21 protein-coding genes and 1 tRNA gene are annotated in these 25,544 nt (G+C 39.9%); 12 read left to right on the top strand and 10 right to left on the bottom strand.

The annotated features are described in order from the left end of the window. Positions 1-429 precede the first annotated feature (429 nt). The 6 genes from H4J54_RS18610 to H4J54_RS19625 all read left to right on the top strand — a co-directional run bounded on the left by H4J54_RS18610 (position 430) and on the right by H4J54_RS19625 (position 9,351). Positions 430-2,937 (top strand): TonB-dependent siderophore receptor, encoded by a 2,508-nt coding sequence (locus H4J54_RS18610; RefSeq protein WP_182192424.1) that lies wholly within the window; start codon positions 430-432, stop codon positions 2,935-2,937. Between the two features lie 255 nt (positions 2,938-3,192). Continuing rightward, a complete protein-coding gene (locus tag H4J54_RS18605) occupies positions 3,193-5,109 on the top strand; it encodes a bifunctional diguanylate cyclase/phosphodiesterase (RefSeq protein WP_182192423.1) in 1,917 nt (638 codons plus the stop codon). A gap of 36 nt (positions 5,110-5,145) precedes the next feature. After that, complete coding sequence (locus H4J54_RS18600) at positions 5,146-6,687, top strand: PAS domain-containing methyl-accepting chemotaxis protein (RefSeq protein WP_182192422.1); 1,542 nt, start codon at positions 5,146-5,148, stop codon at positions 6,685-6,687. Between the two features lie 302 nt (positions 6,688-6,989). Further along, a complete protein-coding gene (locus H4J54_RS19835; RefSeq protein WP_220464243.1) occupies positions 6,990-7,358 on the top strand; it encodes a transposase in 369 nt (122 codons plus the stop codon). Beyond that, the gene (locus H4J54_RS18595) at positions 7,271-7,837 is read left to right on the top strand and encodes an addiction module toxin RelE (RefSeq protein ID WP_220464270.1); all 567 of its coding nucleotides are present in this window, start codon (positions 7,271-7,273) and stop codon (positions 7,835-7,837) included. Before H4J54_RS19835 ends, H4J54_RS18595 begins: the two co-directional genes overlap by 88 nt. Positions 7,838-8,718: 881 nt before the next feature. Then, complete coding sequence (locus tag H4J54_RS19625) at positions 8,719-9,351, top strand: PEP-CTERM sorting domain-containing protein (RefSeq protein WP_259367065.1); 633 nt, start codon at positions 8,719-8,721, stop codon at positions 9,349-9,351. Positions 9,352-10,022: 671 nt separating this feature from the next. Here H4J54_RS19625 and H4J54_RS18585 read toward each other — a convergent pair. Then, positions 10,023-10,098: transfer RNA gene (locus H4J54_RS18585), tRNA-His, on the bottom strand. A gap of 294 nt (positions 10,099-10,392) precedes the next feature. Between H4J54_RS18585 and H4J54_RS18580 the strand changes: the two genes are divergently transcribed. After that, positions 10,393-10,941: a DUF1285 domain-containing protein gene (locus tag H4J54_RS18580; protein WP_182192421.1), complete on the top strand. Its 549-nt coding sequence runs from the start codon at positions 10,393-10,395 to the stop codon at positions 10,939-10,941. A 1-nt stretch (position 10,942) separates the two neighbouring features. Here H4J54_RS18580 and hemN read toward each other — a convergent pair whose 3' ends face one another. The 8 genes from hemN to H4J54_RS18540 form a co-directional block, all read right to left on the bottom strand. Then, positions 10,943-12,313: an oxygen-independent coproporphyrinogen III oxidase gene (gene hemN / locus H4J54_RS18575; protein ID WP_182192420.1), complete on the bottom strand. Its 1,371-nt coding sequence runs from the start codon at positions 12,311-12,313 to the stop codon at positions 10,943-10,945. A gap of 229 nt (positions 12,314-12,542) precedes the next feature. Then, positions 12,543-13,037 (bottom strand): DUF2489 domain-containing protein, encoded by a 495-nt coding sequence (locus H4J54_RS18570; protein WP_182192419.1) that lies wholly within the window; start codon positions 13,035-13,037, stop codon positions 12,543-12,545. Between the two features lie 12 nt (positions 13,038-13,049). Next, positions 13,050-13,619 (bottom strand): Der GTPase-activating protein YihI, encoded by a 570-nt coding sequence (gene yihI, locus H4J54_RS18565; protein WP_182192418.1) that lies wholly within the window; start codon positions 13,617-13,619, stop codon positions 13,050-13,052. A 663-nt stretch (positions 13,620-14,282) separates the two neighbouring features. Then, positions 14,283-14,816 carry a VOC family protein gene (locus tag H4J54_RS18560; RefSeq protein ID WP_182192417.1) on the bottom strand — a complete coding sequence of 178 codons (534 nt, stop codon included), beginning with the start codon at positions 14,814-14,816 and terminating at the stop codon, positions 14,283-14,285. A gap of 149 nt (positions 14,817-14,965) precedes the next feature. Next, the gene (locus H4J54_RS18555; RefSeq protein WP_182192416.1) at positions 14,966-16,759 is read right to left on the bottom strand and encodes a M61 family metallopeptidase; all 1,794 of its coding nucleotides are present in this window, start codon (positions 16,757-16,759) and stop codon (positions 14,966-14,968) included. Between the two features lie 105 nt (positions 16,760-16,864). After that, positions 16,865-17,725 carry a formyltetrahydrofolate deformylase gene (gene purU / locus H4J54_RS18550; protein ID WP_182192415.1) on the bottom strand — a complete coding sequence of 287 codons (861 nt, stop codon included), beginning with the start codon at positions 17,723-17,725 and terminating at the stop codon, positions 16,865-16,867. A gap of 95 nt (positions 17,726-17,820) precedes the next feature. Further along, on the bottom strand, positions 17,821-18,057 hold the full coding sequence (locus tag H4J54_RS18545; protein ID WP_182192414.1) for a VF530 family DNA-binding protein: 237 nt from the start codon (positions 18,055-18,057) through the stop codon (positions 17,821-17,823). 182 nt (positions 18,058-18,239) lie between these two features. Further along, entirely contained in the window at positions 18,240-18,968 is a 729-nt protein-coding gene (locus H4J54_RS18540) for a glutathione peroxidase (protein ID WP_182192413.1), read from the bottom strand. A gap of 348 nt (positions 18,969-19,316) precedes the next feature. Between H4J54_RS18540 and hutG the strand changes: the two genes are divergently transcribed. Beyond that, the gene (hutG, locus tag H4J54_RS18535; RefSeq protein WP_182192412.1) at positions 19,317-20,129 is read left to right on the top strand and encodes an N-formylglutamate deformylase; all 813 of its coding nucleotides are present in this window, start codon (positions 19,317-19,319) and stop codon (positions 20,127-20,129) included. 12 nt (positions 20,130-20,141) lie between these two features. Continuing rightward, positions 20,142-21,506, top strand: a complete 1,365-nt coding sequence (locus H4J54_RS18530) for a formimidoylglutamate deiminase (protein ID WP_182192411.1) — start codon at positions 20,142-20,144, stop codon at positions 21,504-21,506. 306 nt (positions 21,507-21,812) lie between these two features. Here H4J54_RS18530 and H4J54_RS18525 read toward each other — a convergent pair whose 3' ends face one another. Further along, positions 21,813-22,169, bottom strand: coding sequence for a hypothetical protein (locus H4J54_RS18525; protein WP_182192410.1), 357 nt, complete (start codon positions 22,167-22,169; stop codon positions 21,813-21,815). Positions 22,170-22,390: 221 nt separating this feature from the next. On the opposite strand from H4J54_RS18525, the gene ccoG reads away from it, so the two are divergent. The 3 genes from ccoG to H4J54_RS18510 are packed head-to-tail and all read left to right on the top strand — an operon-like array spanning position 22,391 to position 25,487. Next, the gene (gene ccoG / locus H4J54_RS18520) at positions 22,391-23,824 is read left to right on the top strand and encodes a cytochrome c oxidase accessory protein CcoG (RefSeq protein ID WP_182192409.1); all 1,434 of its coding nucleotides are present in this window, start codon (positions 22,391-22,393) and stop codon (positions 23,822-23,824) included. Beyond that, a complete protein-coding gene (locus tag H4J54_RS18515) occupies positions 23,824-24,801 on the top strand; it encodes a serine/threonine protein kinase (RefSeq protein WP_182192408.1) in 978 nt (325 codons plus the stop codon). Before ccoG ends, H4J54_RS18515 begins: the two co-directional genes overlap by 1 nt. Positions 24,802-24,854: 53 nt before the next feature. Beyond that, positions 24,855-25,487 (top strand): thiol:disulfide interchange protein DsbA/DsbL, encoded by a 633-nt coding sequence (locus H4J54_RS18510; RefSeq protein WP_182192407.1) that lies wholly within the window; start codon positions 24,855-24,857, stop codon positions 25,485-25,487. Positions 25,488-25,544 lie beyond the last annotated feature (57 nt).

The following is a 25,544-nucleotide window of genomic DNA, read 5'->3' as shown; positions in this document are numbered from 1 at the left end:
TATACCAATTTCATTAATTAGGTGGTCTACTTTATACGCAGGAAAAATGGCCAAATATAAGGCATTTATTTTAATCACTCGTTGTTCTGATTATTAAATAAATAACGCAGTAGTGGGTTATTTTAACCAGTGAAAATGATCAGATAATGAGTGAGATTGGTATTATATAGCTGTGAAGCATGATGATAGAAAACTCTTTATCGCGACAATATAATTATTATGACTATAAAACAACTACTTAAACTTAGATTAAGGACAAGAATTTAACTTAAAGTAACATAATCACAATAAAAGTTACAACGCTCTAACGTTACATTACAACTCTTCAACATTAAATAACAAACCTCACTGAACTTTTGTCGCAAAATTGCTTTAGGCGATAAAACGCCGCTTTATAAAAAAGCTCATCATCGATGTTTGGAGAATTTAATGTATTCAGAAAAATTTTTAAGCCATGCTATTCGCGTTGCTTTACTCGCAGGTACCACTAGCTCTTTAGTTGTTGCTGGTCAGGTTAGTGCTGCAGAAAAGCAAATGGCAAGTGTTGAACGTATCGAGGTAACAGGCTCACGTATCACCCGTACTGATATTGAAACAGCAAGCCCAATAACGGTAATATCGTCAGAATTTATTACCCAAAGTGGTTACACCTCAGTAGCAGAAATATTATCAGCACAGCCTACTGCTGCAGGCATGAGTTTAGGCGCTACCACTAATAATGGCTCAGGCGGTTCGGCAACAGTAAATTTACGTGGTATGGGTGCTCAACGCACTTTGGTACTATTAAATGGTCGCCGTATGGTGTCATCAGGCACAGGTGCTGATTCAGCCGTGGACTTGAATACCATACCCGTTGCCATGATCAAAAACATTGAAATTCTTAAAGATGGTGCGTCTGCTGTTTATGGTTCTGATGCCATTGCCGGTGTAGTTAATATTATCACTAAAAAAGACTTCGTTGGTACTGAGTTAACCGTTGAAGGCAGCCAAACTGATAAAGGTGACGCTACGAGTAAAGGTATTAATATTTTACATGGTGTAGAGCTAGCTAACGGTAATTTAGTTTTAGGTTTACAGTATTCTGACCGTGGTGAAGTTATTCAATCTGACCGTGATTTTGTTGAACCGGGTGCATCGTCATTTATTCCACAAGGTTCTTTAGCGGGTCTAGTTGCAGATGCATCAGGTGGTTTTAAGTCAAGAGACACTTCATACGACTATACTGATGATAGCTATGCGCAAACACCGAATGAATTATTAAGTTTTTTTACGGCTTACAATACTGCGCTAGATTCAGATACTGAGCTCAATGTTGATTTAATGTATACACGCCGTGAATCTAATCAGCAATTAGCACCACAGCCAGCGAACTTAGATTTAGCCTCCAATAAGTTGAATTCTGTACATATTGACAACATTCAAGACGTTTTTGATGAACTTAACTCAGCTATTGATGATCCCGATGATCACCATGTTATTGGTGATAAAGTAAATTACCGACGTCGTATGACTGACGCTGGCCCACGTATCTACTCACAAGAAACTGATACTTATCGTGCGTCAATCGGCCTTAAAGGTTATTTAGACAATGATGCTATGTGGGATATTTCGGCAACATACGGTCGAAATGACTCGAAAGATAGCGTTCAAAATTCAATTCATGCCGATAATATGGCAACTAGTATCTACCAAGACCAAAGCACTTGGTTCAGTGGTGAAGCATTTGATAAAAGTGTCTTAGTGTCTGAAGGCATTATATACAATGAGGAAAATGAAGGCGGCAATGAGCAATTTACTTTAGCTGCGGGTTATAGTGGTGTAACTGAAAGCGATGTTGGTTATGCAGTGGGTTTTGAAACCCGTCATGAAAGTGGTTACTATACTCCTGATGAAGTGACTCAAAAAGGTGAAAGCACCGCAGCACAGCAGTTTGCTACTGACGGTAACTATTCTGTGCAATCAGTTTACGGTGAAGTCTCAGTGCCAGTCACTGATGAGTTAACCTTTGAAGCCGCTTCGCGTTACGACCAGTACTCTACTTTTGGTGGTGAGATAACGTGGAAACTAGGTGCCACGTACCGAGTGAATGATTCTTTTATGGTGCGTTCAGTAGCCGCTACAGGCTTTAGAGCACCGAGTGTAAGTGAATTATACGGCGGTGACAGCGGCTCTTATGACTATTTGAGTGACCCATGGGGTAATGAGCTAGATGCACAAATTAAAGTCAATTACACCAGTGATGAAGACTTACAGCCGGAAGAAAGCGAGTCATTTACTTTGGGTGCTGTGTTGGAGTTAACTGACAACCTTTCTACGACAATAGATTACTGGGCATTTGATATTACCAATGCTATTAGCCGCGTTGATGTTCAGCAAGAATTGAATGCCTGCTTTAACGGTGCTCAAGCTTCATGTACAGCGGTAAATATTACGGCGGGTGGTGATTTATCTGACCTAAGCGCTCAATTAACCAATATAGGCTCGCAAAAAACTTCAGGTGTTGATTGGAATGTCAGCTATAGCCATGACTTGTTTAAAGTTACTTTTGATACCACGTACTTAATTGAATTTGAACAAGACGACACAGACTACACCGGCACTATCGATGGCAATATTGGTGGCTACGCTGATATTAAGTCTAATTTATCGGTTTCTGGCTATGTCACTGAAGATCTAACCGTACTTTATAGTGCGCAGTTTATTCGTGGCATGGATGGTGAATATTACGGTGAGCAATTCGCCACTGATGATATTATCTACCATAACGTTTCTGCCTCATACCATATTAATGATCAATGGGCTGTTAATGGCGGCGTTAAAAACCTTTTTGATATTGAACCTGAGGCAGTACTTGGCGGTAATGATATGGGCACAGTACCCAGTATCTATGATGTGGTAGGTCGAAACCTATTCATGAGTACCTCTTATAACTTTTAACTAACTCAAAGCCTAGGTTAATGACTTGGGCTACCTTAAAAAAGCGATGGCATAACCATCGCTTTTTTATGTTATAGCTGATGAAATAGTATGTAATATCTTGGATCTATTTATGCTAGTCAATTAATAGCAAGCTTAAAAATAACGTTCACTCGTAAAATGCTAGGGAAGCTAAAAGGGTGAATAAATTTAAAATATATGCCGATGACACCATAGACTGTTACATAATGTTAAAACTAAAAAAGGTTTTATACTTTGAATTTAGACGAAAATAAAGCAAAGCGGGTTGCTGAGTTGTTCATCGCTAATGACCCATTGCGCTTTCAAAATGATGAAAAAGATAAGCGGGTAGCTGAGTTAGTTATCGCTAATGACCAATTGTGCTTTCAAAATGAAGAAAAAGATAAGCGGATTGCTGAGTTAGTCATCGCTAATGACCAATTGTGCTTTCAAAATAAAGAAAAAGATAAGCGGGTTGCTGAGTTAGTCATCGCTAGTGAATGTCGGATTGCCGCCACCGTTTTTGAATCTCAAGAAGCTATGTTTGTCACCGATGCTAACAGCAATATTCTTCGGGTGAATCGCGCATTTAGCCGTATTACAGGCTACAGCGCAGAAGAAGCCATCGGGCAGACACCACGCCTAATCAGCTCAGGAAAACAAAGTAAAGCCTTCTTCGATACCATGTGGCAGAGCATCAACAGTATAGGTGGATGGGCAGGTGAAATATGGAATAAGCGTAAAAATGGCGAAGTCTATCCAGAGCATCTTACGGTGACTGCAGTAAAAGACGCGAGCGGGAGGGTCTCTAATTATGTTGGCACATTCACAGATACGACGAAGAACAAAGCGGCCTCAGCAAAAATTAATAGTCTCGCCTACTTCGATCCGCTGACTCAGTTACCAAATCGCCGCCTGCTGTTTGATAAGCTTGGCCACGCCCTAGCGAGCAGTGCGAGGAGTCATAAGTGTGCTGCATTGCTATTACTTGATTTAGACCACTTTAAAATCCTCAACGATACCCTCGGCCACGAGGCGGGAGATACGCTTTTACAACAAGTCGCCACGCGTTTAATTAACGGTGTAAGAAAAATTGATACCGTCGCCCGATTAGGCGGCGATGAGTTTGTGGTCTTGCTAGAAAATCTGAGTGAGCAAGCTATTGAAGCGGCGGCCCAAACCAAGAATTTGGCCAACAAAATCATCTTTGCACTGACTCAACCCTACCAACTGGGTGCGAATGAGCATCGCAGCACGGCAAGTATCGGCGCGACAGTATTCAGTGGATATGAACTGACATCAGAGGAATTATTAAGGCAAGTAGATATTGCTATGTATCAATCCAAGGCCACAGGACGCAACACCTTGCGTTTCTTTGATCAAACCATGCAAGAAGCTATCACTGTCCGTGCAGACATGGAAAATGAACTACGCAAAGCCATTAAGTACAAACAATTTCAGCTCTATTATCAAATACAGGTTAGCAGCTCTGGTCAAGCATTAGGGGCTGAGGCCTTAATCCGTTGGCAACAGCCAGAACGTGGCCCGATTTCACCCTTTAACTTCATTCCGTTAGCCGAAGAAACAGGGCTTATTTTACCGATAGGGCAATGGGTATTAGACACGGCCTGCGCTCAACTTAAAGCATGGCAACAAAGCCCCCAGACAGAAGGTCTTGTACTCGCCGTCAATATCAGTGCTAAGCAATTTCATCAAGCAGACTTTGTAGAGCAGGTAAAAACCACCCTACAAGAGTATGAGATTAACCCCGCACAACTCAAGTTAGAGCTAACCGAAAGTATATTGGTGGAAAGCATCAGCCACATCATTACCAAAATGAATGTGCTGAGCAAAATAGGTGTTTTATTTTCATTAGACGACTTTGGGACGGGTTATTCGTCTTTACAATATTTAAAACTATTACCACTTAATCAATTAAAGATAGACCAGTCATTTGTCCGTGACCTTGCCACGGATGCCAATGACAAGGCGATTGTACGCACTATCATTACCATGGCGCATAGCTTAGATATTGACGTCATTGCCGAGGGTGTCGAAACGGTAGAACAAAGACAATACCTATTGGATAACGGCTGCATGCATTATCAAGGTTATCTCTTTAGTAAGCCCGTACCGATTGATGAGTTTGAGCTTTTGCTTAGCAAAAGCTGATTAACGTTAACTACATTTACTGATAAAAGAAATACTATGAATCACACTTTAAATAATGAAAAAACTTTCTCGGCAGTTGAACAATTGGTCTCTATTACAGATCTTATGGGAAGAATAACTTACGCGAACCCTGAGTTCTGTGCCATTGCCGGATATTCTCTTGAGGAACTTGTTGGACAACATCATAATATAGTTCGACATCCATCAATGCCTAAAGCGGCATTTGCTGATTTATGGCGTAAACTTAAACAAGAGGATTCTTGGCGAGGAATGGTTAAAAATCGTTGTAAAAATGGCGATTATTATTGGGTTGATGCCTATGTAACACCTGTTTATGAAAATGGAAAAGTGACCGGCTATCAGTCCGTTAGAACATTGCCGAGTAACGAGCAAAAACAAAAGGCGCAACACTTGTATGATACCCTCAATAATAAAGGCTCAGTCTCCGGTTTAGAGACTAACGTTCACTTAAGAAGGTTATTGGCTATAGTGCTCATCACCATAGCCTCTTTGGGTATAGGGACATATACCCATTCAATCGTTCCACCTATAGTACTGCTTGGTTGTATCGGTTTACTTGCTCTGGTTTTTTCACCCGAGCTGTTTGCCTTTCCAAATTACGTCGCCAAAACCAAAATACGATTCGATAGCCCTTCACGTATAATTTTTTCAGGGCAAGGACCATTAAGTATTATCTCTTACCCTATAGAGTTATATAAAGCTCGGGTACGCACAATACTTGGGCGGAGTGCTGATTCAGGACGCACACTAGTCAGGCTTGCTGATGAATTAGAGAATGCTTCAACAGAAATGCTGCAAGGTATAGAAGAAGAGAATTCACATCTAGCACAATTTGCAACCGCCATAACTGAAATGAGTGCGACTATTGCTGAAGTCAGTTTAAATACCCATCAGACACATGACAAAGTGTTAATGGTACAAAACGAGTGTCGGGAAAATATCAAGGTTATTGAAATTAGCCAAAATAAAATTAATGGTTTGGCGTGTGATGTCGATCAAGCGGCCAGTAGTGCGCTTGAATTGGTCACTGATGTCAATAAAATTGCAACGATCATGTCTGAAATTCAGGGTATTGCGGATCAAACCAACTTACTGGCATTGAATGCTGCCATTGAAGCGGCAAGGGCGGGTGAGCAGGGTCGAGGTTTTGCTGTGGTTGCCGATGAAGTCAGAACGCTAGCGGGTAGGACTCAGGGAGCAACGGTTCAGATCCAAACTTCTGTTATTGAATTACAAAATTCGTTAAAAAATTGGAGTGAGGTGATGCTTGCTAGCAAAGCTAATGCCGAAGAATGCTCTGCCGATAGTACTAAAATAAAGCAAGGAATGGAAAATATTATCGATAACGTAAATGATGTCAGTGATATGACGGCTCAAATTGCCACCGCGGCTGAAGAACAAAGTGTCGTTGCCAATCAAATAACGCATAGTGTTTATACCATAGATAATATTTCTCAAGAAAATAGTAAACTGGCAACGCAAGTAAATCATTATGGTATAGCGGTAAATAAAAGTGCTGAAGATCTCGACAAATTAAATACCACCTTCAAATATTAAACGCTCGTCTGTAGTTTAAGAATGTCAGAGATAAATCCATAGCATTAATTTTGGTAGGTCTCTGTGCATTTCGTACATGACTATTCTATGTCACTAAGGCGATTTATTGACTAAAATAAATCGCCTTAATGACCAGTACCTTTGTTAAACGGAATTAAATGGCCCTTTAATACCGTGTTATTAACGGCTATTTAACTTAGATTAGGCGTCAATATTTATCTCGTCCTATGAAAATAGGGTGTCAGAAAATACCGCTATGATGAAGTAAGTTTAGGCCTAACCGATTTCAAAAGGAGTTTGAAATGTCTAGACCATTAAGAATGGAATACGCAGGCGCGCTTTACCACGTCACTTCGCGTGGTGATCGTCAAGAAGATAGTTATGAAGAAGATGCAGATCCTAGGCTTTTTCTCTCAGTTTTAGGTGATGTGTGTATAAGCTACAACTGGGTCTGTCATGCATATTGTTTGATGAGCAATCATTATCACCTGGTAATAGAAACACCCGATGCAAACCTCTCTAAAGGTATGCTCCAACTAAGTGGCGATTACACTCGCCAATTTAATAGAGAGCCCATCGTAAAGTGGGGCATGTGTTTCAGGGGCGATACAAAGGCATTCATGTCGAAAAAGAATCATATTTACTCGAGCTGTCACGCTACGTCGTACTGAATCCGGTCAGGGCCTTTATGGTGAGGGATGTATTTGATTGGCCTTGGAGCAACTATCTGGCCACCATTGGTTATGAACAGGCACCGTCATGGTTACATAGCGAGTGGATACTATCGGTGTTTAGGTCACAAAAGACAAAGGCAATTGAAGCTTATAAACACTTTGTAAGCGCCGGAAGAGGGCATCCATCACCTTGGTTGGACCTAAGGAATCAGGCCTATCTGGGAAGTGAGCACTTTGTTGCAAAGCTTCAAGCAGGTATTGGTGAAGATATCGACCTATCTGAAATTTCGAGCTCTCAAAGAAGGCCTAAACCATTAGAGTTGGACGAATATAAACGGTGTTCAAGATCGCGCAATGATGCTATTACAAAGGCTTATGCTAGCGGAGGGTATACGCTCAAGGAAATAGGCACTTGCTTTGATTTACACTACTCTCGCGTGAGCAGAATTATTTCAATGGCAAAAGACAAGACTTGAGACCCATTGCGTGTTTTTAAAAAAGGGTAGATTAAGTGTAGTTTGTTGTTTAAAAAACAAACAAGTTATTATGGGTGGCTTAATAAGTGATTATAGATTCTGGTGAGCTATCGATAACAGCAAAAATTATTTTACCACTAGGCGTTTGAATACAATGAGCGATATCCGGACGTTCAGCACTTTCAAGTCATAGCGTACTGTCAGGTTTTTTTACATATTTTAACGCTTAGATCTTTTGTTGGAAAACCGCTACCAGAGCAGGAATTGATTTAGACTACATCCCACGATATTCAGTGCTTTTGGACCATCTGGTGCTGGTGAGCGTATTATCGAAATGGGATATTACCCCCCTAACGGTCCCTAACAGTGTACACATATAAATAAAGTGTAAATTTTCCTGACACCTGACGAGCGAGCTGAACGTTGCACGAGGGTTTATACCTGGTGAGACGGCAAGCACAAATAGTGAGCGCCATTCACTGCCACGGCAGGTGTCCAGGTGGCCTACAGACACTGCACCGCCTGACTTAGGATACAGCGTGCAATAAAAGCGACACCAAGTCAGAGGAGCATAAATTTGTCCCCCTTTAATATCGATGATTATTTCATGCTTTATTTTTATAAGGTATTGATATTTGATTGATTTATTTGTGTAATCTATCAATATCAGTTATTTTTACACATTAGATAACATAAAACTTTAAACCACTGAAATAATTAACCTTACTTGTCGGCATGAATATTGCAATAATTTTTATAAAAAAAGTCATTATTTTGTTATTCGGGTGATAAATATTTTCGCCTTAATATTAATAAGACTTCGTGTGTATGCAGTACTTGCTCACCTACCATATCGTAATAGAACTTTAGGAAATTGAATAATGAAAATACTTACAATGTTACCATTGATAGTTGCTGGTTTAATTTTATCTTCAACATCACAAGCTGGGCTCATCTCCTTGGATGCGTTTCAGGGCAGTGATTGGAAGGCGACGGTTACCCCTGAATCATTTGACAACAGCTGTTATCCTTGCAGCTCGAACATCTATTCGACTGGCTCAAATTGGGAGGCAACCAACACCAGCTGGAACGGTAGCGCAAGTTATAATGATTCGGCTTGGACGGCATACAGCGGCGGCACACCTGCTGGTGCGCTTACCCCGTTCTACGTTCGTCAAGTCTTCAACATTGTTGGCACAATTGACTCTGGAACATTCTCCATAGGTGTCGATGACGACTCACTTGTTTGGGTCAATGGCACACTCGTCCCCGGACTGGTTGATAACAATATGGGAAATAGCGGCGTGCAAACCGCTGATATCTCTAGCTTCCTGCTAACCGGTGCCAACGTAATTGCCTTCAAGGCACACAACAGTGCAGGCGGTGGTTTCGGGGTATACGGTCTAACTGGTTCGGTGGCATCCACTGCCGCCGTTCCAGAGCCTTCAACACTCGCTATATTCGCATTAGGCGTAATGGGGCTAGCATCACGTCGATTTAAGAAACAAGCTTAAAAAGATAGTTTCATTACCAAAATCGATTATCGACGACGGTTATTTACTTACGGGTAAGTCATAAAAACAAACTAGTAAATGTCTGCTTTCGCGTCTAAAGTGCCCATTAGGTGAGGAAAATTGGGTTCACAAAAACCGACCGCTTTGTGGCATTAGTTAGCTACCTGAAATGGAGTTCCACTGGCAGGTATGAGCTTGAAGCGGAAGTTAGGGTGAATGAGTTACTCACTTCCACTTAGCGCACTTTTTAGACCAAAATTTATACCTATTTTGCTCTAAACATAAAATATAAATTACTTAGTCCGCTTACTGTCTTATAGATGACTGTAAAAAAAGCTGACACTATTAAATAATAAGTTCCGCTTTGTGCAAAGTGAATGTTATGAATTAACTAATCTTCTCCTGCTGTTGACTGGATAAACACCATAATCAACACCATCTTGAGTTTTATATCGAAGCAGTACAAGAAACAGCCTGTAAACGATCTAAACAGCTAAAGTTAAGCACCCATTAGCTATGCTGTTGAAATGATCAAAGCAATGACTATGGTTGATTCTCATTTAATTAAGTTTACTTTCGATGAGCAGAGGAAATACACAGGAACAGGCAATGAAAAGACTGTTTTATATTTAGCATATCTTCGATAGTTATTAGTTTGAAAGGGGATAAAATGGGGTGGCTAAAGGGACTTGAACCCTCGACAACCGGAATCACAATCCGGGGCTCTACCAACTGAGCTATAGCCACCACTGAGTTTACTGAAAGCGCCTAGTGGTAAGGCGCGAGGATTGTATTGCATTTTATAGTGACATGACAAGCAAAATATTGCCTTTTGACTCACTTTTGTTGAATTTTATGGTGTGGGTAAATAATTATCAGTGAGTATGATTGCTATTGAGTGTGTTGGCGAAAAATTACGCCAGCGTCTAATGATTTTAGACGTGGTAAATAAGCGGATAGTAAGACTGACTTATCTGGCTATTTTAAGTTTTACGGTTAATTTGCTACTATTAGGTAAAGTCAGTAATTAGGATAATTATTATGTCATTAGAAAAAATTTCTGCCCAAATTTCCGATTCACAACCGGGTAATGTGAAAAAAATGCCACCGGTTGAATTATGGGATCCTCCTTTTTGTGGTGATATTGATTTAGAAATAAAGTCAGATGGCAGTTGGTTTTATAACGGCACGGTATTTAAACGTTTGTCTTTGGTTAAGCTCTTTGCCTCAGTATTAAAAAAAGAAGATGAGCGCTATTTTTTAGTTACGCCTGTCGAAAAGGTCGGTATCGTGGTTGCTGAGGCGCCCTTTATTTTAACGCAATGGCAATGGTTAGATGAGCAGAAAACAAGTATGCAAGTGACGACCAATTTAGACGACAGCTTTATCTTAAATGCTGAACATCCATTAGAAATTACCGAAGAGGGTAGTTTATATGTCACGGTCAGACGAAATTTGCAGGCAAAGGTGCATCGTAATGTTTATTATCAATGGGTAGATTTAGCCCGTGAAGATAACGAGGGTCACGGCACAGAATTAGTATTTTTCAGCGCCGAACATAGATTCAGTTTAGGCCAACTAGAAAGCTAACTTAAATTACCTGTGAAAAACGCTGTTGGTTTAGATTTTGCTTCATATAGGCATCAAAACTCATACAAATATTACGTATTAGCAGCCTGGCTTTTTGCTCGACCCGAATTTCATTAAGAGTCACCTTGATTAATCCGTCATTAATGAAGGTTTGCAGCAAGGGTAAGTCTTCAGCAAAATATTCATTAAAATTAATAGCAAACTTCTGGCTAATTTTATTTTTGTCGACATAAAGATTACACATCAACTCGCGAATAACTTCTCCACGAATAATATCGTCTTGAGATAAGCTAACACCTTTTACTTGGGCGTGTGCTTGAGTTTCTATGGCTTGGTAATAGTCTTGTAGTACTTTGGTATTTTGACTAAAACTGTGACCAATAGCACTAATTGACGACACCCCTAAACCGAGCAAGTCACAACCGCCTTTGGTGGTGTAACCTTGAAAATTTCGGTGTAAATTACCTGATTTTTGTGCAATGGATAGCTCATCTTCAGGCTTAGCGAAGTGGTCCATACCTATAAAGTCGTAGCCAAAATTACACAGTTTTTCAATGGCTAACTTCATCAAAGAAAATTTTTCATCTGCGCTAGGCAACCATTCATCTTTGAGTTTACGTTGGGCGGCAAAGCGAGAGGGAATATGGGCGTAACTAAACAATGAAATACGCTCGACATCCATTTCATGGGCTTTGTTTAGCGTACGAGTAAAGGTCTCTATAGTTTGATGAGGTAGGCCGTAGATCAAATCGATATTAATAGCTTTGAAGCCAACTTGTTTGGCATGGGCAATAAATTTTTCAATAAACTCGGTTGATTGCACGCGATTAATACTTTGTTGAACTTTTTCATCTATGTCTTGCACGCCAATACTTAAGCGATTGAAACCTAAACTATAAAGGTGATCCGCTAAGTTCATTTCAATTTCACGGGGGTCTATTTCAATACTCATTTCTACTTGTGCTGCAAAGGTAAACTGCGCTTTTAACTCTGCCACTAGTTGGCTAATTTGCTCATGTCGTAAAAAGCTAGGTGTACCACCACCCCAATGTAATTGCTTAACGGTATAGTCTTTAAATAACGGTGCTCTAGAGGCAATTTCTTGTGCAAGAAACTCAAGGTAGGTATCGGCTTTATCGCGATGACGGGTGACAACTTTATTACAGGCACAGTAATAGCAAAGGCTATGACAAAAAGGAATATGTACATACAAAGACAATTCACGGTTCGGTGATGCGATTATCGCTTGTACTAAATTTTCATGGCTAAATTGCTCATGAAACTCCAATGCGGTTGGATATGAAGTATATCTAGGGCCATTAGTGTTATATTTTTTTAAGAGTGTGCTATCAAAAAATTGAGCTGCTTGCATAAGTATTCCAGTTTATCTATTTGACGCTATTATAGATAAACCAAGCGCGCAAACATTGATCAAGCTCAACGCTGGCGGCTTCATTGTCACTTAGGGTTATTTATCACGGGTTTGATTAATTGCTACCCTAGCATAAGGGGGCAATATTAGCGGTTAGTGGCAAGCTAACCGTTTTATTATTTGAAGCTAAGTTTAATAAAACCTAAGCTCGATAAAACCTAAATTAAAACTAAGACTCGCTTAGCATACTATTTCGTTCATTAGCGTATTGGTGCAGTAGATCGATATCTTGGCGAATATCTTCTGCCATTTCTGCCTCAAGTTTCATGCGTTCTAAGTCAAGTCTCATGCGAGACTGTTTATCAAGTTTTTTACGTGCCCCTAAAATAGGCATATGTTTTATCGCTTCATAAAACTTGAATACGGCTGGAAATTGTACATTTAAGTCTTGGCTTAACTTTAATGAATCTAGCAATACACTTAAACGCCAGCAACCCTCTCCCATGTCGCATTGTTCTTCTTTCATCGCGCGCACGATAATAATAACACTGGCGATAATTTTTTTATCATGCTGCTGCAGGGCTTGTTGCTGCTCTACTTTTTTCTGCTCTTGTTCAAGCTTTTGTTGTTTTAATTGGCGTAGCAGCCTAATGGCTACTGCGGCTAATACACCAATAATAACGATGGCTAATAAAGCTAGGTATACCCAAGGGTTGGATAGCATTAAATACTCCTATTAAAATTTTGATAAATCACTCTTATCGAACTTGTCCCATAAGTCATCTTCAGAGTCTGACTTTTTAGTGGGCGCTACAATCTCATCTTCGTCATCAAGACCTAAGGCTTGACTAATTTTTTCATGCTGCTCCATTAGCGTATTGAAATAACTAACATCTTCTGCTGTTAGTGCCAGGTCATCATCTTGCTTTTCAAGTATTTCAAGCAATCTAGGGTCTTGTTCAATACGGCTTAATTGCTCGGCTAATGACTCACTGGCTTCAACGACACGAATTGCGGCAATAGGTGAGTTGTCTTGAACCTTTTTAGTGGCTTTAGTTTTGATCGGTGCAATCACTTTTTTGCCTAAATCAATAGGTGTTTTGCTACCAATGCGGGGATCTTTGTTTTTGCCAGAGCTCTGGCCATTAGCCATGACAGGGTTGGCCTCTTTTTGGCGGTTGCCCGGCTCTTTACCGTTTGTTTTCTTTGCTCTGCGAGGTGTGGGTGCGACTAATTTTTTGTTGTCATCTTTAACGATGCCAAGAGAACCGGTACCCGGTTTGCGTGATTTTTTAGTACGAGACATAGTAATAACTTAAAATAATAAATAATTGCTTTCATTTTACGTCATTCTACGCTAAACAGCGATAGAAAGAAAAAAAGCGACGTTAATAACGTCGCTTTAGGAAAGAAATGTAGCATAAGCCAACATCTATAGTTCCGATTTTTAAATGGCTGTCCTAGCCTTTTGTTACAATCCATGTGAATTTTTTAATTTTCAATGTTATTTTTATTGTTATTATTATTTTGTACACAATTTTATTTTTTTCGGTCATCCTGACACTTTTTTAGTGCTATCCTTGATGCCCCTTTGGGCTAAATATTTCAGTACTCATCCTGAGCTTTAATAAACAATCCATATTTTAAATAATATACTGCGTTAATAAACGCTTATTGCTTTCCGTGCAAATACTATCCATTTTGTTGAGTGCTATCTATGTAGCTAGCCATACTGTACGTGAGTTGAGTAAAGCTTCAAGCTATTTTTTCGTTTATTTATTGCACTAAAGTCTAATGTTCAGCAAGTCTTTGTTTTTAATTGTAATTTTTTGTTACTAAATGTAACTTAAGTTTTTAAGGAAAAATTACATGCCTTAAGGTTTATAAAAGTTAGCCAATAGCCATTTTTTTCTACCCCCTATTTACGAAAGCTTTCGTTAGTAGGGGCTTGTAGCGCTGTTTTTGTGCCTTAGTCGTCTAGTTGATGCAACCAAGCCGCATGTGTTGGCGCTTGTTTAGTTTGTGCCCATTCTTCAACCATCAAGGCCGCTACCCGTTTAAGTTCTGCATATTGTTCAGTGGTACCGATATTGGCGGCTAATTCTAAGCGGTGGCCGTTAGGATCAAAGAAATAAATAGATTTAAATACACCATGATTAACTGGGCCTAAAACGTCTAAGCCGTGTGCTTGTAAATCGCTTTTTGCTGAAATTAAAGCGTCAACATTTTCAACTTCTAATGCTATATGTTGTACCCATTCTGGGGTGTTTTCATCTCGGCCCATGTCAGGAGAATTGGGGATCTCAAAAAAGGCCAACACATTGCCCATACCAGCGTCTAAAAATATATGCATGTAGGGATCGGGTGCTTTTGTTGACGGTACCTCATTTTCGGCAATGGCGACAGTAAGTGCCATATTCAGATGTTTTTCATACCAATCAACGGTTTCTTTTGCGTCTTTACATCGATAAGCCACATGGTGCAAACGTTTTACATTAATCATAATATTATTACTTAAGTGAGTAGTTAAGCGAATGAGTTATTTTTTACCATAACTCGATAATGCGCCCTAATTTTCTGGCGAGTTTAGTCGCTAAATGTTGTCAGCAATTACGTACGCTTTAGTTTACAACACCGGTTTACAAAGCTAATTTACCCCTTTGGTAAAATATGCTGCCAACGTTTGACTAAGTTATCATCAACCACTTTAAAGGCGATACCCGCTAATGGCGAGTCAGTAATTTTCAATGTTGAACTCAGCAGTTGATCATCACGAAAAAAATCACAGGTTAGCTCTTTGCCTGCCGGTAAATGATCAAATAGGGCTTGTATTGATTGCTCCGTCATTTTGATTTTATCTATCGCGATCAGCGTGTCGTTAACCGCTAAACCTGCCTTGGCCGCTGGTGACTTTTCCAGTACTTGCGTAATGGTTAAGCCAAAGCCTTGTACTTTATATTGTGCACCTAAATAACCCTGGTAATGCATTTCAGGTGTGGTTTCTACACTGTTTAATTTTTTGAATTTTTGTTTTTGCAGTTCAACGCCGTACGTTGCCAGCTCAGCAGTTAAATCAATACGCTCATTGCTGTATAAATAGTGCTTAAATGTTGATGAAATATCTTCACCACAGAGCAGGTTAGCAATCTTGATAAAGTCAGCTTCACGGGTACCTATATTAGTGCGACCAAAGTGAATCCATAACTCTCGCATTAAGGTGTCTAAACTATGCTGGTTGTTTGATTTTCGGCGAATAATTAAGTCTAACCATAAAGCAATTAAAGCACCTTTGGTGTAATAACTGACAATGTTATTCACCGCATCTGGGCCTTGTTGATAAAACTTGGTCCAAGCATCAAAACTTGAAGCGGTGACGCTTTGTTTTAATTCACCACTACCGCGATAAACCCGCGTGGCTGTTTTCGCTAATATAGTTAAATAGTCTTCAAAGTTAATTAAGCCGGTACGAAAAAGTGAAAAGTCATCGTAGTAAGATGTTATCCCCTCAAAGGCCCATAACTGTTGGGTATAACTTTCTTTTTGTAAGTTGTAAGGGACAAATTCTTTCGGCTTTATGCGACAAACATTCCAAGCATGAAAATATTCATGTGAACATAAGCTTAAGAAGCTTTTATAATCCTCATTTAGCGCTGTTGCTGTTTGTTGTGGATTGGGTAAGTCGAAGCGACTGGCTTGTAAAATAGTAGAGTTTTTGTGTTCTAAGCCACCAAAACCATTCGCTTGTAAATGAGTGATAAACCAATACTCTTGAAAAGGTGCTTCACCAAATAAGCTAATGTGATGTTGGCATAACTTGCTAATATCAGCAGCTAAACGCTGAGTATCGCCATAGTGTTTACTGGTAAATACTAAATGGTGCACTACCCCTTCTACCGTAAATTCAGTGCTGTCAAAGTCGCCAATAGCGACTGGGCAGTCGATTAAGTGTTGGTAATTATCCGCAATATATTGACCAAATTGGTATTTTTTCGTGGTTTTCGCTCGTGGTAAACCCGTCGCCACTCGCCATTGACTATGTTCAGCTAACGTTGAGGGATGAATGATGAGCTCACATGCTTGCTCACTTAACTCTTGTACTTGCAAAAAGGTTGAGCTGCCATTGAAAAATCCGCGCTGGCTATCTAGGTAAGCCGTGCGTACGGATAAGTCAAAAGCGAAAACTTGATAGCGCACTTGCACCTGTTCATTGCTGGCCTGCAATGACCAAGTTTGTTTATCAATTTTACTTAAGCTAATGGCTTGCTCGTTGCTGTCAAACGCGCAAATTTCGGTAATGTTTTTCGCAAAATCGCGGATCATGTAACTGCCGGGTAACCAGGCGGGTAAAGATAAAGTGTAGCTTTGGCCTGGGGTACTTTTAAATGACAATAAGACCTCAAATAAATGACTATTTGGGTTAAGAGGGGAAATTTGATATTGGATCATATTGGCGCACAAATGTTGACAAGATATTTGTGCTCCAATGTAGCAGAGTTAACTGAATAAAACAGCTTGAAAGTCAGCCTTAGCGATTAGCTATTGCCATGGCGATTAACTTAAAATAACGGTTTTATCTTTATTGATGCAGATACGTTGCTCAGCATGCATTTTTACGGCATTACATAAGGCGATGGCTTCTAAGTCGTGGCCCAGATGAACCATGTGCTCAATGGTAAAAGCATGATTAATCGGTTTTACTTCTTGAACAATGATCGGCCCTTCATCCAGGTCTGCGGTGACATAATGTGCAGTAGCGCCAATGATTTTAACGCCACGTTTGTGCGCTTGATGATAAGGTTTTGCGCCTTTAAAACTGGGCAGAAAAGAGTGATGAATATTAATTGCTTGGCCACGTAAGCTACGACAAAGCTCGTCTGACAATATTTGCATATAACGGGCAAGTACCAATAAGTGACCATTATACTGCTGATAAATAGCTAATAATGCCTGCTCTTGCTGTGCTTTATTATCTTTATTGACCGGCAAGTAATGAAAGGGAACATTATGCCATTGAGCAAGTGCCTGACAATCTTGATGGTTTGAGGTAATAGCGACAATATTGACCGGTAACACACCCGCTTTCCATTTTGTTAATAGTGACACTAAGCAGTGATCATCTTTAGACACGGCAATAACGACATTAGGAAAATTTTCTTTTTCTCTAAGTTGATAATGCATATTTAACGGTTTTGCTAATAAATCAATGGCTTGTCTGAATGCTGAAAAACTGACAGTCAGTTCTCGATCATCAAAAGCAATGCGTGAAAAAAATGTATCGGTATAGGGATCACTGTATTGGCTAGTTTCAGTAATAAAGGCCCCGTGTTCGAATAAACTCTGGCTGACTTTTGCCAGTACGCCTGAAGTATCAGGGCACTGCCAAGTAAGAATATAGTGCTGGGTGTTTTTCATGCTTTAGACGTTATTGTGGTTATATCTCAGCAGTTTGGCATTTTATTGTCATCTTGTTCAATACTTTTGTGCGATATGCTTATGCTATTTCAAACCTAACCGTCTTCGTCATCAAGTTTGGTTTTGTGTTGAATATAAAGTGCTTCAACCTTTTCTCTGGCCCAAGGGGTTTTTCTGAGAAACTTCAAGCTTGAGTTAATGCTAGGATCATCAGTAAAGCAACGAATTTTTATTTCTTTACCGAGATAATCAAAACCAAAATGATCAACTAATTGAGTAACGATAATTTTTAACGTGACTCCGTGCAATGGGTTGTAGGGTTGGTGATCCATATTGTTGGCCTTAACAGTTTTAAGTACTATTCTATCATGACGTAGGCTAATGCCAACGGGATTAATGACACTATGGGTGACGAAAGAAAATTGGCGACGAAAGCAAAAAATAAAAAACGACGCTAAGGCGTCGTTTTTTTAATCGTTAAGCCAAGTTCAACGTCTATAGTCTTACTCGACTATTAATTCAAGTGAGCTGCCAATGCTTCACTGCCACCAATATGTTGTCCGTCGATAAAAATTTGCGGCACTGTGTCGGCATGCGTTAGCGCTTTAAACATGGTCAAGTTAACATCTTTGCCCACTTCTAACTCTTCAAATGTTAAGCCTTTTTCATTTAATAAGGCTTTTGCATTTTTGCAATGTGGGCAACCCGGCTTGCTAAAAACCACAATCGCTGATGTTTGACAGGCTGACGGGTTAATATGATTTAACATAGTGTCGGCGTCAGATACTTCAAATGGGTCGCCTGGTAAATCAGGCTCAATAAACATTTTTTCAATAACGCCATTTTTAACTAACATCGCATAACGCCAGCTACGCTTACCAAAGCCTATCGCGGCTTTATCAACTAACATGCCCATGCCATCCGTAAATTCGCCGTTGCCATCAGGAATAAAGTTAATCTTGTCTGCATCTTGGTGTGCTGCCCAAGCGTTCATCACGAAGGTGTCATTGACTGACATACAAATAATTTCGTCAACACCGTTCTGAAAGAACTTGGGTGCCAATTCGTTATAACGTGGTAAATGTGAAGATGAACAGGTCGGTGTAAAAGCACCGGGTAGCGAAAAAACCACTACCGTTTTATCACTAAAAATTTCGTTACTAGTACGCGTTGTCCACTCGTCATTGGCTCTTAATGTGAAAGTAACATCAGGGACTTTTTGTTGCTCTTTGTTTTCTAACATAATGGCTCCGTTTATAGTTTCTAAAATAATCTTGTTGCTGAATATATGGCTATTATTGAACAAGTCCGACTTTAAATAAAGTGATTAATATTGCACTTCATGATTGATAAAATCGATTAATGAAATCAATGGATAAAAGTAGCCAATGATATTAAGCAATTTTAGCTACTGGCATCCCTACATTTCATCAGGCGGCTGTACCTATCGGCACGGGTCAATTTGCACTGGTCAATTTGGCCAAGATGACCTAAATGAATTCGATGCTATCAATAGAAATAATTTCCTGTTTTATCCGCAAAGTGGTAAATTAAGCGCAATAAAGTTGTATATACAATTTGAGGGATTTATATGTCAAACAGTTACACCTTAATTAAAGGCTCTGTGCCTTTACTCATCAGCATGCCACACAATGGCGAAGAAATACCCGAAGATATTGCGAAGATGATGACCGCTAAAGGGCGTGAAGTTGCCGATACTGATTGGTATATGGAGCGTTTATATGCCTTTGCAAAAGAGCTTGGTGCTTATTTATTAATACCTAAATATAACCGTTATGTGATTGACTTAAATCGTGACCCTGATGGTGTTGATTTATACCCAGGTGCAAATAATACTGAGCTTTGTCCCACCACAGCATTTGATTTATCACCTTTATATCAAGCAGGCTGTGCACCAAGTGCTGAACAAATAGCGGTGCGCGTTGCAGATTATTGGCAACCTTACCATCAGGCCTTAAGCTCAACCATGCAAGCCATAAAAGTTGAATTTGGTCAAGCCGTGTTGCTTGAGGCACATTCTATTCGCTCGCATGTGCCAAGATTTTTTCAGGGACAATTACCTGATTTTAATTTTGGTAATGCCGATGGAAAAAGTTGTGCTCCTGAACTCATGACAGCACTAGCGGATGTAGACTACGCACCTTACACTATGGTCTGTAATGGTCGCTTTAAAGGCGGTTATATTACGCGGGCATTCGGTCAACCTCATCATAATTCTCATGCTATTCAATTAGAGCTCTCACAGCATACCTATATGAATGAGCAAGCGATGACTTATAACGAAAGCTTAGCCTTGCAAGTGCAGCCTAAACTTGCCGCCTTGGTTAAAACGCTGATAAATTTTACTGCCATTAACACCATAAGCCAAAACGCCACTGAGTAAGGGAAGGTATCGATGAAACTTTTTGCTAAAAAAATCTTATTAGCTGATGGCTGGGCTAACGAGCAAACGTTGACGATTGAACAGGGCGTGATTACTGATATTACCGCCGGATATATCGCAGGCGCGGAACGTGCTAATGGTGTGGTTATACCTGGTATGGTCAATTGTCACTCTCATGCCTTTCAACGGGCTTTTGCCGGTTTTAGTGAACAAGGCAGCGAAGGTCATGACAGTTTTTGGACTTGGCGTAATATTATGTATAAATTTTTGGGACAATTAAGCTCAGAAGATGTTCAGGTAATTGCGCGCCAGCTTTATATTGAAATGTTGAAAATGGGTTACACCCGTGTTGCTGAGTTTCATTATCTTCATCATGATATTGACGGCCAAAATCATCAAAACCTAGCCACTATGGCGCAAGCTATTTTTGCTGCGGCTCAGCAATCGGGTATTGGCTTAACATTATTACCTGTGCTGTATAGATTCAGCGGCTTTGGCACACAAGCCGCTACTGACGGACAAAAGCGCTTTATTAATTCAGTTGAGCAGTTTAATGATTTAGTCACTGATTGTTTTGAACTCGCCAAATCACAAGCTAATTGTAATGTCGGTATTGCGCCACATTCTTTACGCGCGGTTGATAAAAATTCGCTCTTAGCCGCCGTGGCTCATGTGAGAGCACTTGATGCGCAAGCGCCGATTCATATTCACATTGCCGAACAGCAAAAAGAGGTAGCAGACTGTCTAGTTCATTATGGTCAACGGCCGGTGCAGTGGTTACTCAATAATGCAGATTTAGACCAGCATTGGTGTTTAATTCACGCCACACATATCGATGAACAAGAGCGCAAAGGTATTATTGCTAGCCAAGCAATAGCCGGAATTTGCCCAACCACAGAAGCTAATTTAGGTGATGGTATATTCCCGACCAGTGAATTTTTAATCGACAATGGCACCTTTGCTATTGGTTCAGACAGCCATATTTCGGTCAATCCAATCGAAGAATTACGCTGGCTTGAATATGCTCAACGATTAAGTAAACAACAACGTGCCCTGTTAGCCAGCAGCGAGCAAAAGTCTGTTGGGCTTAATTTATGGCAAAAAGCCGCCGCCGGAGGCGCACAGAGCACTAACAGTAATACCGGCGCATTGGCTATGGGTAAGCAAGCTGATTTATTGGTCTTGGATGACCGCCAGTTACGTTTATTTGCCCATGACGATATTCACTTACTCGACAGCGTTATTTTTGCCAGCCAAAGTAACCCGGTTTTAGATGTGATGGTCAATGGTCATTGGGTGATCCAAGGCGCAGAACATGCCTTAGAGCAAGCGAGTGCAGATGGTTTTGCAACCTTATTAGCTAGGCTTTCAGCTTAATTATTCGCTCAACGTTAACTAGGCGATTAGCTTGGCTCGCTATCGTCTTGATCCCTTGGCTATGATAACAACAGGACTTGTTTCCGGATTATTTCTATGGGTTAAAACAAGTCACTATGGCGTTATTTATTTACTCATTAGCCTAACGAGTGATTAAATAAAAACCTTGTAATTCACTGTTTTTTTTTATGCATATAAACTAGGCCCGCTCATTAATTAAACGGATATTAGCTAGCTGTTTGACCTCAAGTTGAACATTTGTCCAAGTCGATAAGTGCAAGTCGATAAAAGCTCTATAGTAACTCATTATAATAAATTGCTATATTTGCTGATGGCTCGACACACTTTGGCTAAATTATCGCGCTGTAGTTTTGGCGTTTGTTTTTTACTGCTACAATATTGCTCGTTAAACTTTTTTACCTTTTCACGGCTGCTAGTGATTTCTGCCACGTAAGCTATTTCTTGGCTACTGAAGTGACTAAAGTCACGCGATAAATCTTGATATATTTTATCGGACTTTAAACGTACTTGGGTGTCAGTCACCTCTGAAAAATAACTCAGCACAGCTTGTTTTTGCTCAAATATCCAGCGGTTTAGTTTTTCATTGGGATAATAATGAAAAACTAACGCGGCGGCCACGATCAAGATCAATAATTTTTTCATATCTTGCCTTATAATCCTATCTGCATACAAATAACCTGCAACTCGCTGCTGTTATTTAACCAATCACCATCAGTATGATTGTTTTCTTGGCCTAAATGTCATGCAAATGACGCTAGAGTAATCAATTTGGTACTAACAAAGCAATATTATGCTATTTTTTTGATGGGTAATCAGTACGAATCCGTTATAATTGTCTGGCATACCGACATAAAGGAGCCGCTTTGAAATCAAAAGATAAAAACATTAACGTTAGTCAGCATATTCCGATTAAAAATGTTCAAATTCATCAGCCCGCCAAAAGCGATACCTATAAACCTCGTGACCAAATTTATGTTCGCAAAGTAAAAGGTGTATTTCAAAAACTACGCAAAAAAATGAATTTTTTCTTTTTAGCGCTATTTGCTGGTTTACCTTGGTTACAATATGACGGCCACCAAGCGATTTTGTTTGATATTAGCGAACAGCGTTTTACGCTATGGAGTGTCACGCTTTGGCCACAGGATCTCACGCTATTGGCCTGGCTCTTAATTCTTAGTGCTTTTTTGCTGTTCTTTATTACCACCTTTTTAGGGCGAGTTTGGTGTGGTTATCTTTGCCCTCAAACGGTTTGGACCTTCATATTTATCTGGTTTGAAGAAAAAATAGAAGGCACAGCCAACCAGCGTAAAAAACTCGACAGCCAAGCAATGGACTTCAACAAGTTTTGGCGTAAAGCGCTAAAACATTTTTGTTGGGGCTTAATTTCTGTTTTAACCGCGCTAACCTTTGCCGGTTACTTTGCACCCATGCGTGAGGTATTTGTTGATTTTTTCACTTTTAAGGCCTCGTTTGCCTTAGCCGCAACCGTATGGTTTTTTGCTTTTTGTACTTACGGTAATGCCGGCTGGATGCGAGAAATTATGTGTTTACATATGTGCCCGTATGCCCGCTTTCAATCCGCGATGTTTGATAAAGACACCTTAACCGTTTCTTACGATGCCAAACGTGGTGAAAACCGAGGTCCACGTACCAGAAAAGACGTGCCAAAAGATATTGGCCTAGGTGATTGTATTGACTGTAATTTATGTGTTCAGGTTTGCCCTACCGGTATTGATATTCGTAATGGTTTACAATATGAATGTATCAATTGTGGTGCATGTGTTGATGCCTGTGACGGTGTTATGGATCGCATGGGCTATGATAAAGGTTTAATTCGTCATGCCACTGAGCATGAGTTAGAAGGGAAAAAAGTGCACTTTGTCCGTGCTAAATTGATTGGCTATGCCATCGTATTATTGGTGATGACCAGCTCATTGGTTTTAGAAATGGTCAACAGAGTGCCAGTATCAATGGAAATTATTCGCGATAGAAATGAGTTAGCCAAAGAGAACTTTAATGGCGATATTGAGAATGTTTACACCCTAAAAATTCTCAATAAGTCACAAAAAGATAATCGTTATCGCCTGTCAGTAAAGGGTATTAACAATACTAAATGGAATGGCGATCAAGAGGTACTTGTGAAAGCGGCTAAAGTCTATACTTTACCGATTAGCCTTTCGGTCGCCCCTGATGAATTAGAAGACTATATGACAGATATAAGCTTTGTGATTGAATTAGTATCTGAGACGGATGAGGTGAAGCTTGAACACGAAAGCCGCTTCTTTAATAAACGCTAATGTCAGTATTTGATTTTACCTCGCTGTCACCCGATTTAATTCTAGACGGTTTGGAAAGCACAGGTTTAACGGTTGATAGTGGTTTGTTGGCATTAAATAGTTATGAGAATCGTGTTTATCAATTTCATGATATGGCTAACACTAAATATGTCACTAAGTTCTATCGGCCGCAACGCTGGACAGAAGCACAAATTAGGGAAGAGCATGATTTTTCTTTTGAATTAGACGCCAGTGAGCTGCCTTTGGTGGCACCAATGAAAATTGGTGGCGAGTCTTTGTTTTCATACAAAGGCTATAAATTTGCTATATTTCCTTGTCGTGGTGGCCGAATTTTTGAGGTTGATAACTTAGACCAACTAGAGTGGATGGGCCGGTTTTTAGGTCGAATTCACGCTGTTGCCGCTCAAAAAAGTTTTAGCGAACGGCCAACCTTTAATAGTGAAGAAATGCTTCAGCAAGCACAGCTTATTATTGAAGGGTCTAACTTTGTTCCTGCTGGCTTAAGCTTGCCTTTTTTCACTATTTTAGAACAAGTGATCACCGTTGCAAGTCAGCAATATCAGCCTAGGTCGCAGATCCGTCTGCACGGTGATTGTCATGCCGGTAACATTTTGTGGACTGATGTTGGACCACACTTTGTTGACCTTGACGATTGTCGTATGGGGCCTGCGGTGCAAGATATTTGGATGATGCTTAGTGGTGATCGCCAGCAGCAGTTATTACAACTTGATACCATATTAACTGGCTACAATGAATTTTATCGCTTTGAAGCCAATCAATTGCCTTTAATTGAATCATTGCGTACTATGCGAGTAGTTAATTATATGGCATGGCTATGTAAACGTTGGCAAGACCCTGCTTTTCCTCGTAACTTTCCGTGGTTTAATACTGAAAAATATTGGGAACAACAAATTTTGATGCTTAAAGAGCAAATGTCAGCATTACAGCAACCGCCGCTAAGTTTGCTAGGTTATTAAGCACACATAGTGCTATTGATTTTGATTTATTAATAATTAGGAATTTTAATTTTATGAAGAAGTTAGTGAGCTTATTCGCTTTAATGTTATTACCTGTACTCTCATTCGCAGCAGATTATACTGAAGGTGAGCATTACACTAAAGTGAATGAAGACGTTTCTGCGAAGTCTGAAGTACGTGAGTTTTTCTCTTTTTATTGCGGACATTGTTTTAAATTTGAACCCTTTATGGCGACGTTAAAAACGTCTATACCAGCAGATGCTGACTTTGAAATGAACCATGTAGATTTCTTGCGTGCTGCGTCACCTAAGGTACAACAAATGCTAAGTAAAGCGGTTGTTGTTGCCCATCAAATGGGTTTAGAGAAGAAAATTATTGGCGCACTGTTTAATTACATCCATATCCAAAAAGCGGTATTTACTTCAGAAAAAGATATCCGAAATGTTTTCGTACTCAATGGTGCTGACGGTGAAAAATTCGATAAGTTAATGAAAAGCTTTAGTGTGGTCAGCAAAGCCAATGCGATGAAGAAACAGCAAGACTACTTTGCTAATAAAGGTGCTTTAACCGCAGTACCTACTGTGATTGTTAATGGTAAATACCGTGTTGATACGGCCGGCTTAGATAGAAACAATTTTGAACAAGATTATATCAAGCTAGTAAATCACTTATTAACCTTAAAGTAAGTTAATCCGTGCCGACATGGATGTAGTGACTTAGTTTTTGTCTGGCATAAAAAACTG

Origin of the sequence: Colwellia sp. MB3u-8 (assembly GCF_014076985.1) — a bacterium.
Classification (GTDB): domain Bacteria; phylum Pseudomonadota; class Gammaproteobacteria; order Enterobacterales; family Alteromonadaceae; genus Cognaticolwellia.
This window is presented reverse-complemented; position numbering and strand designations above follow the sequence as displayed.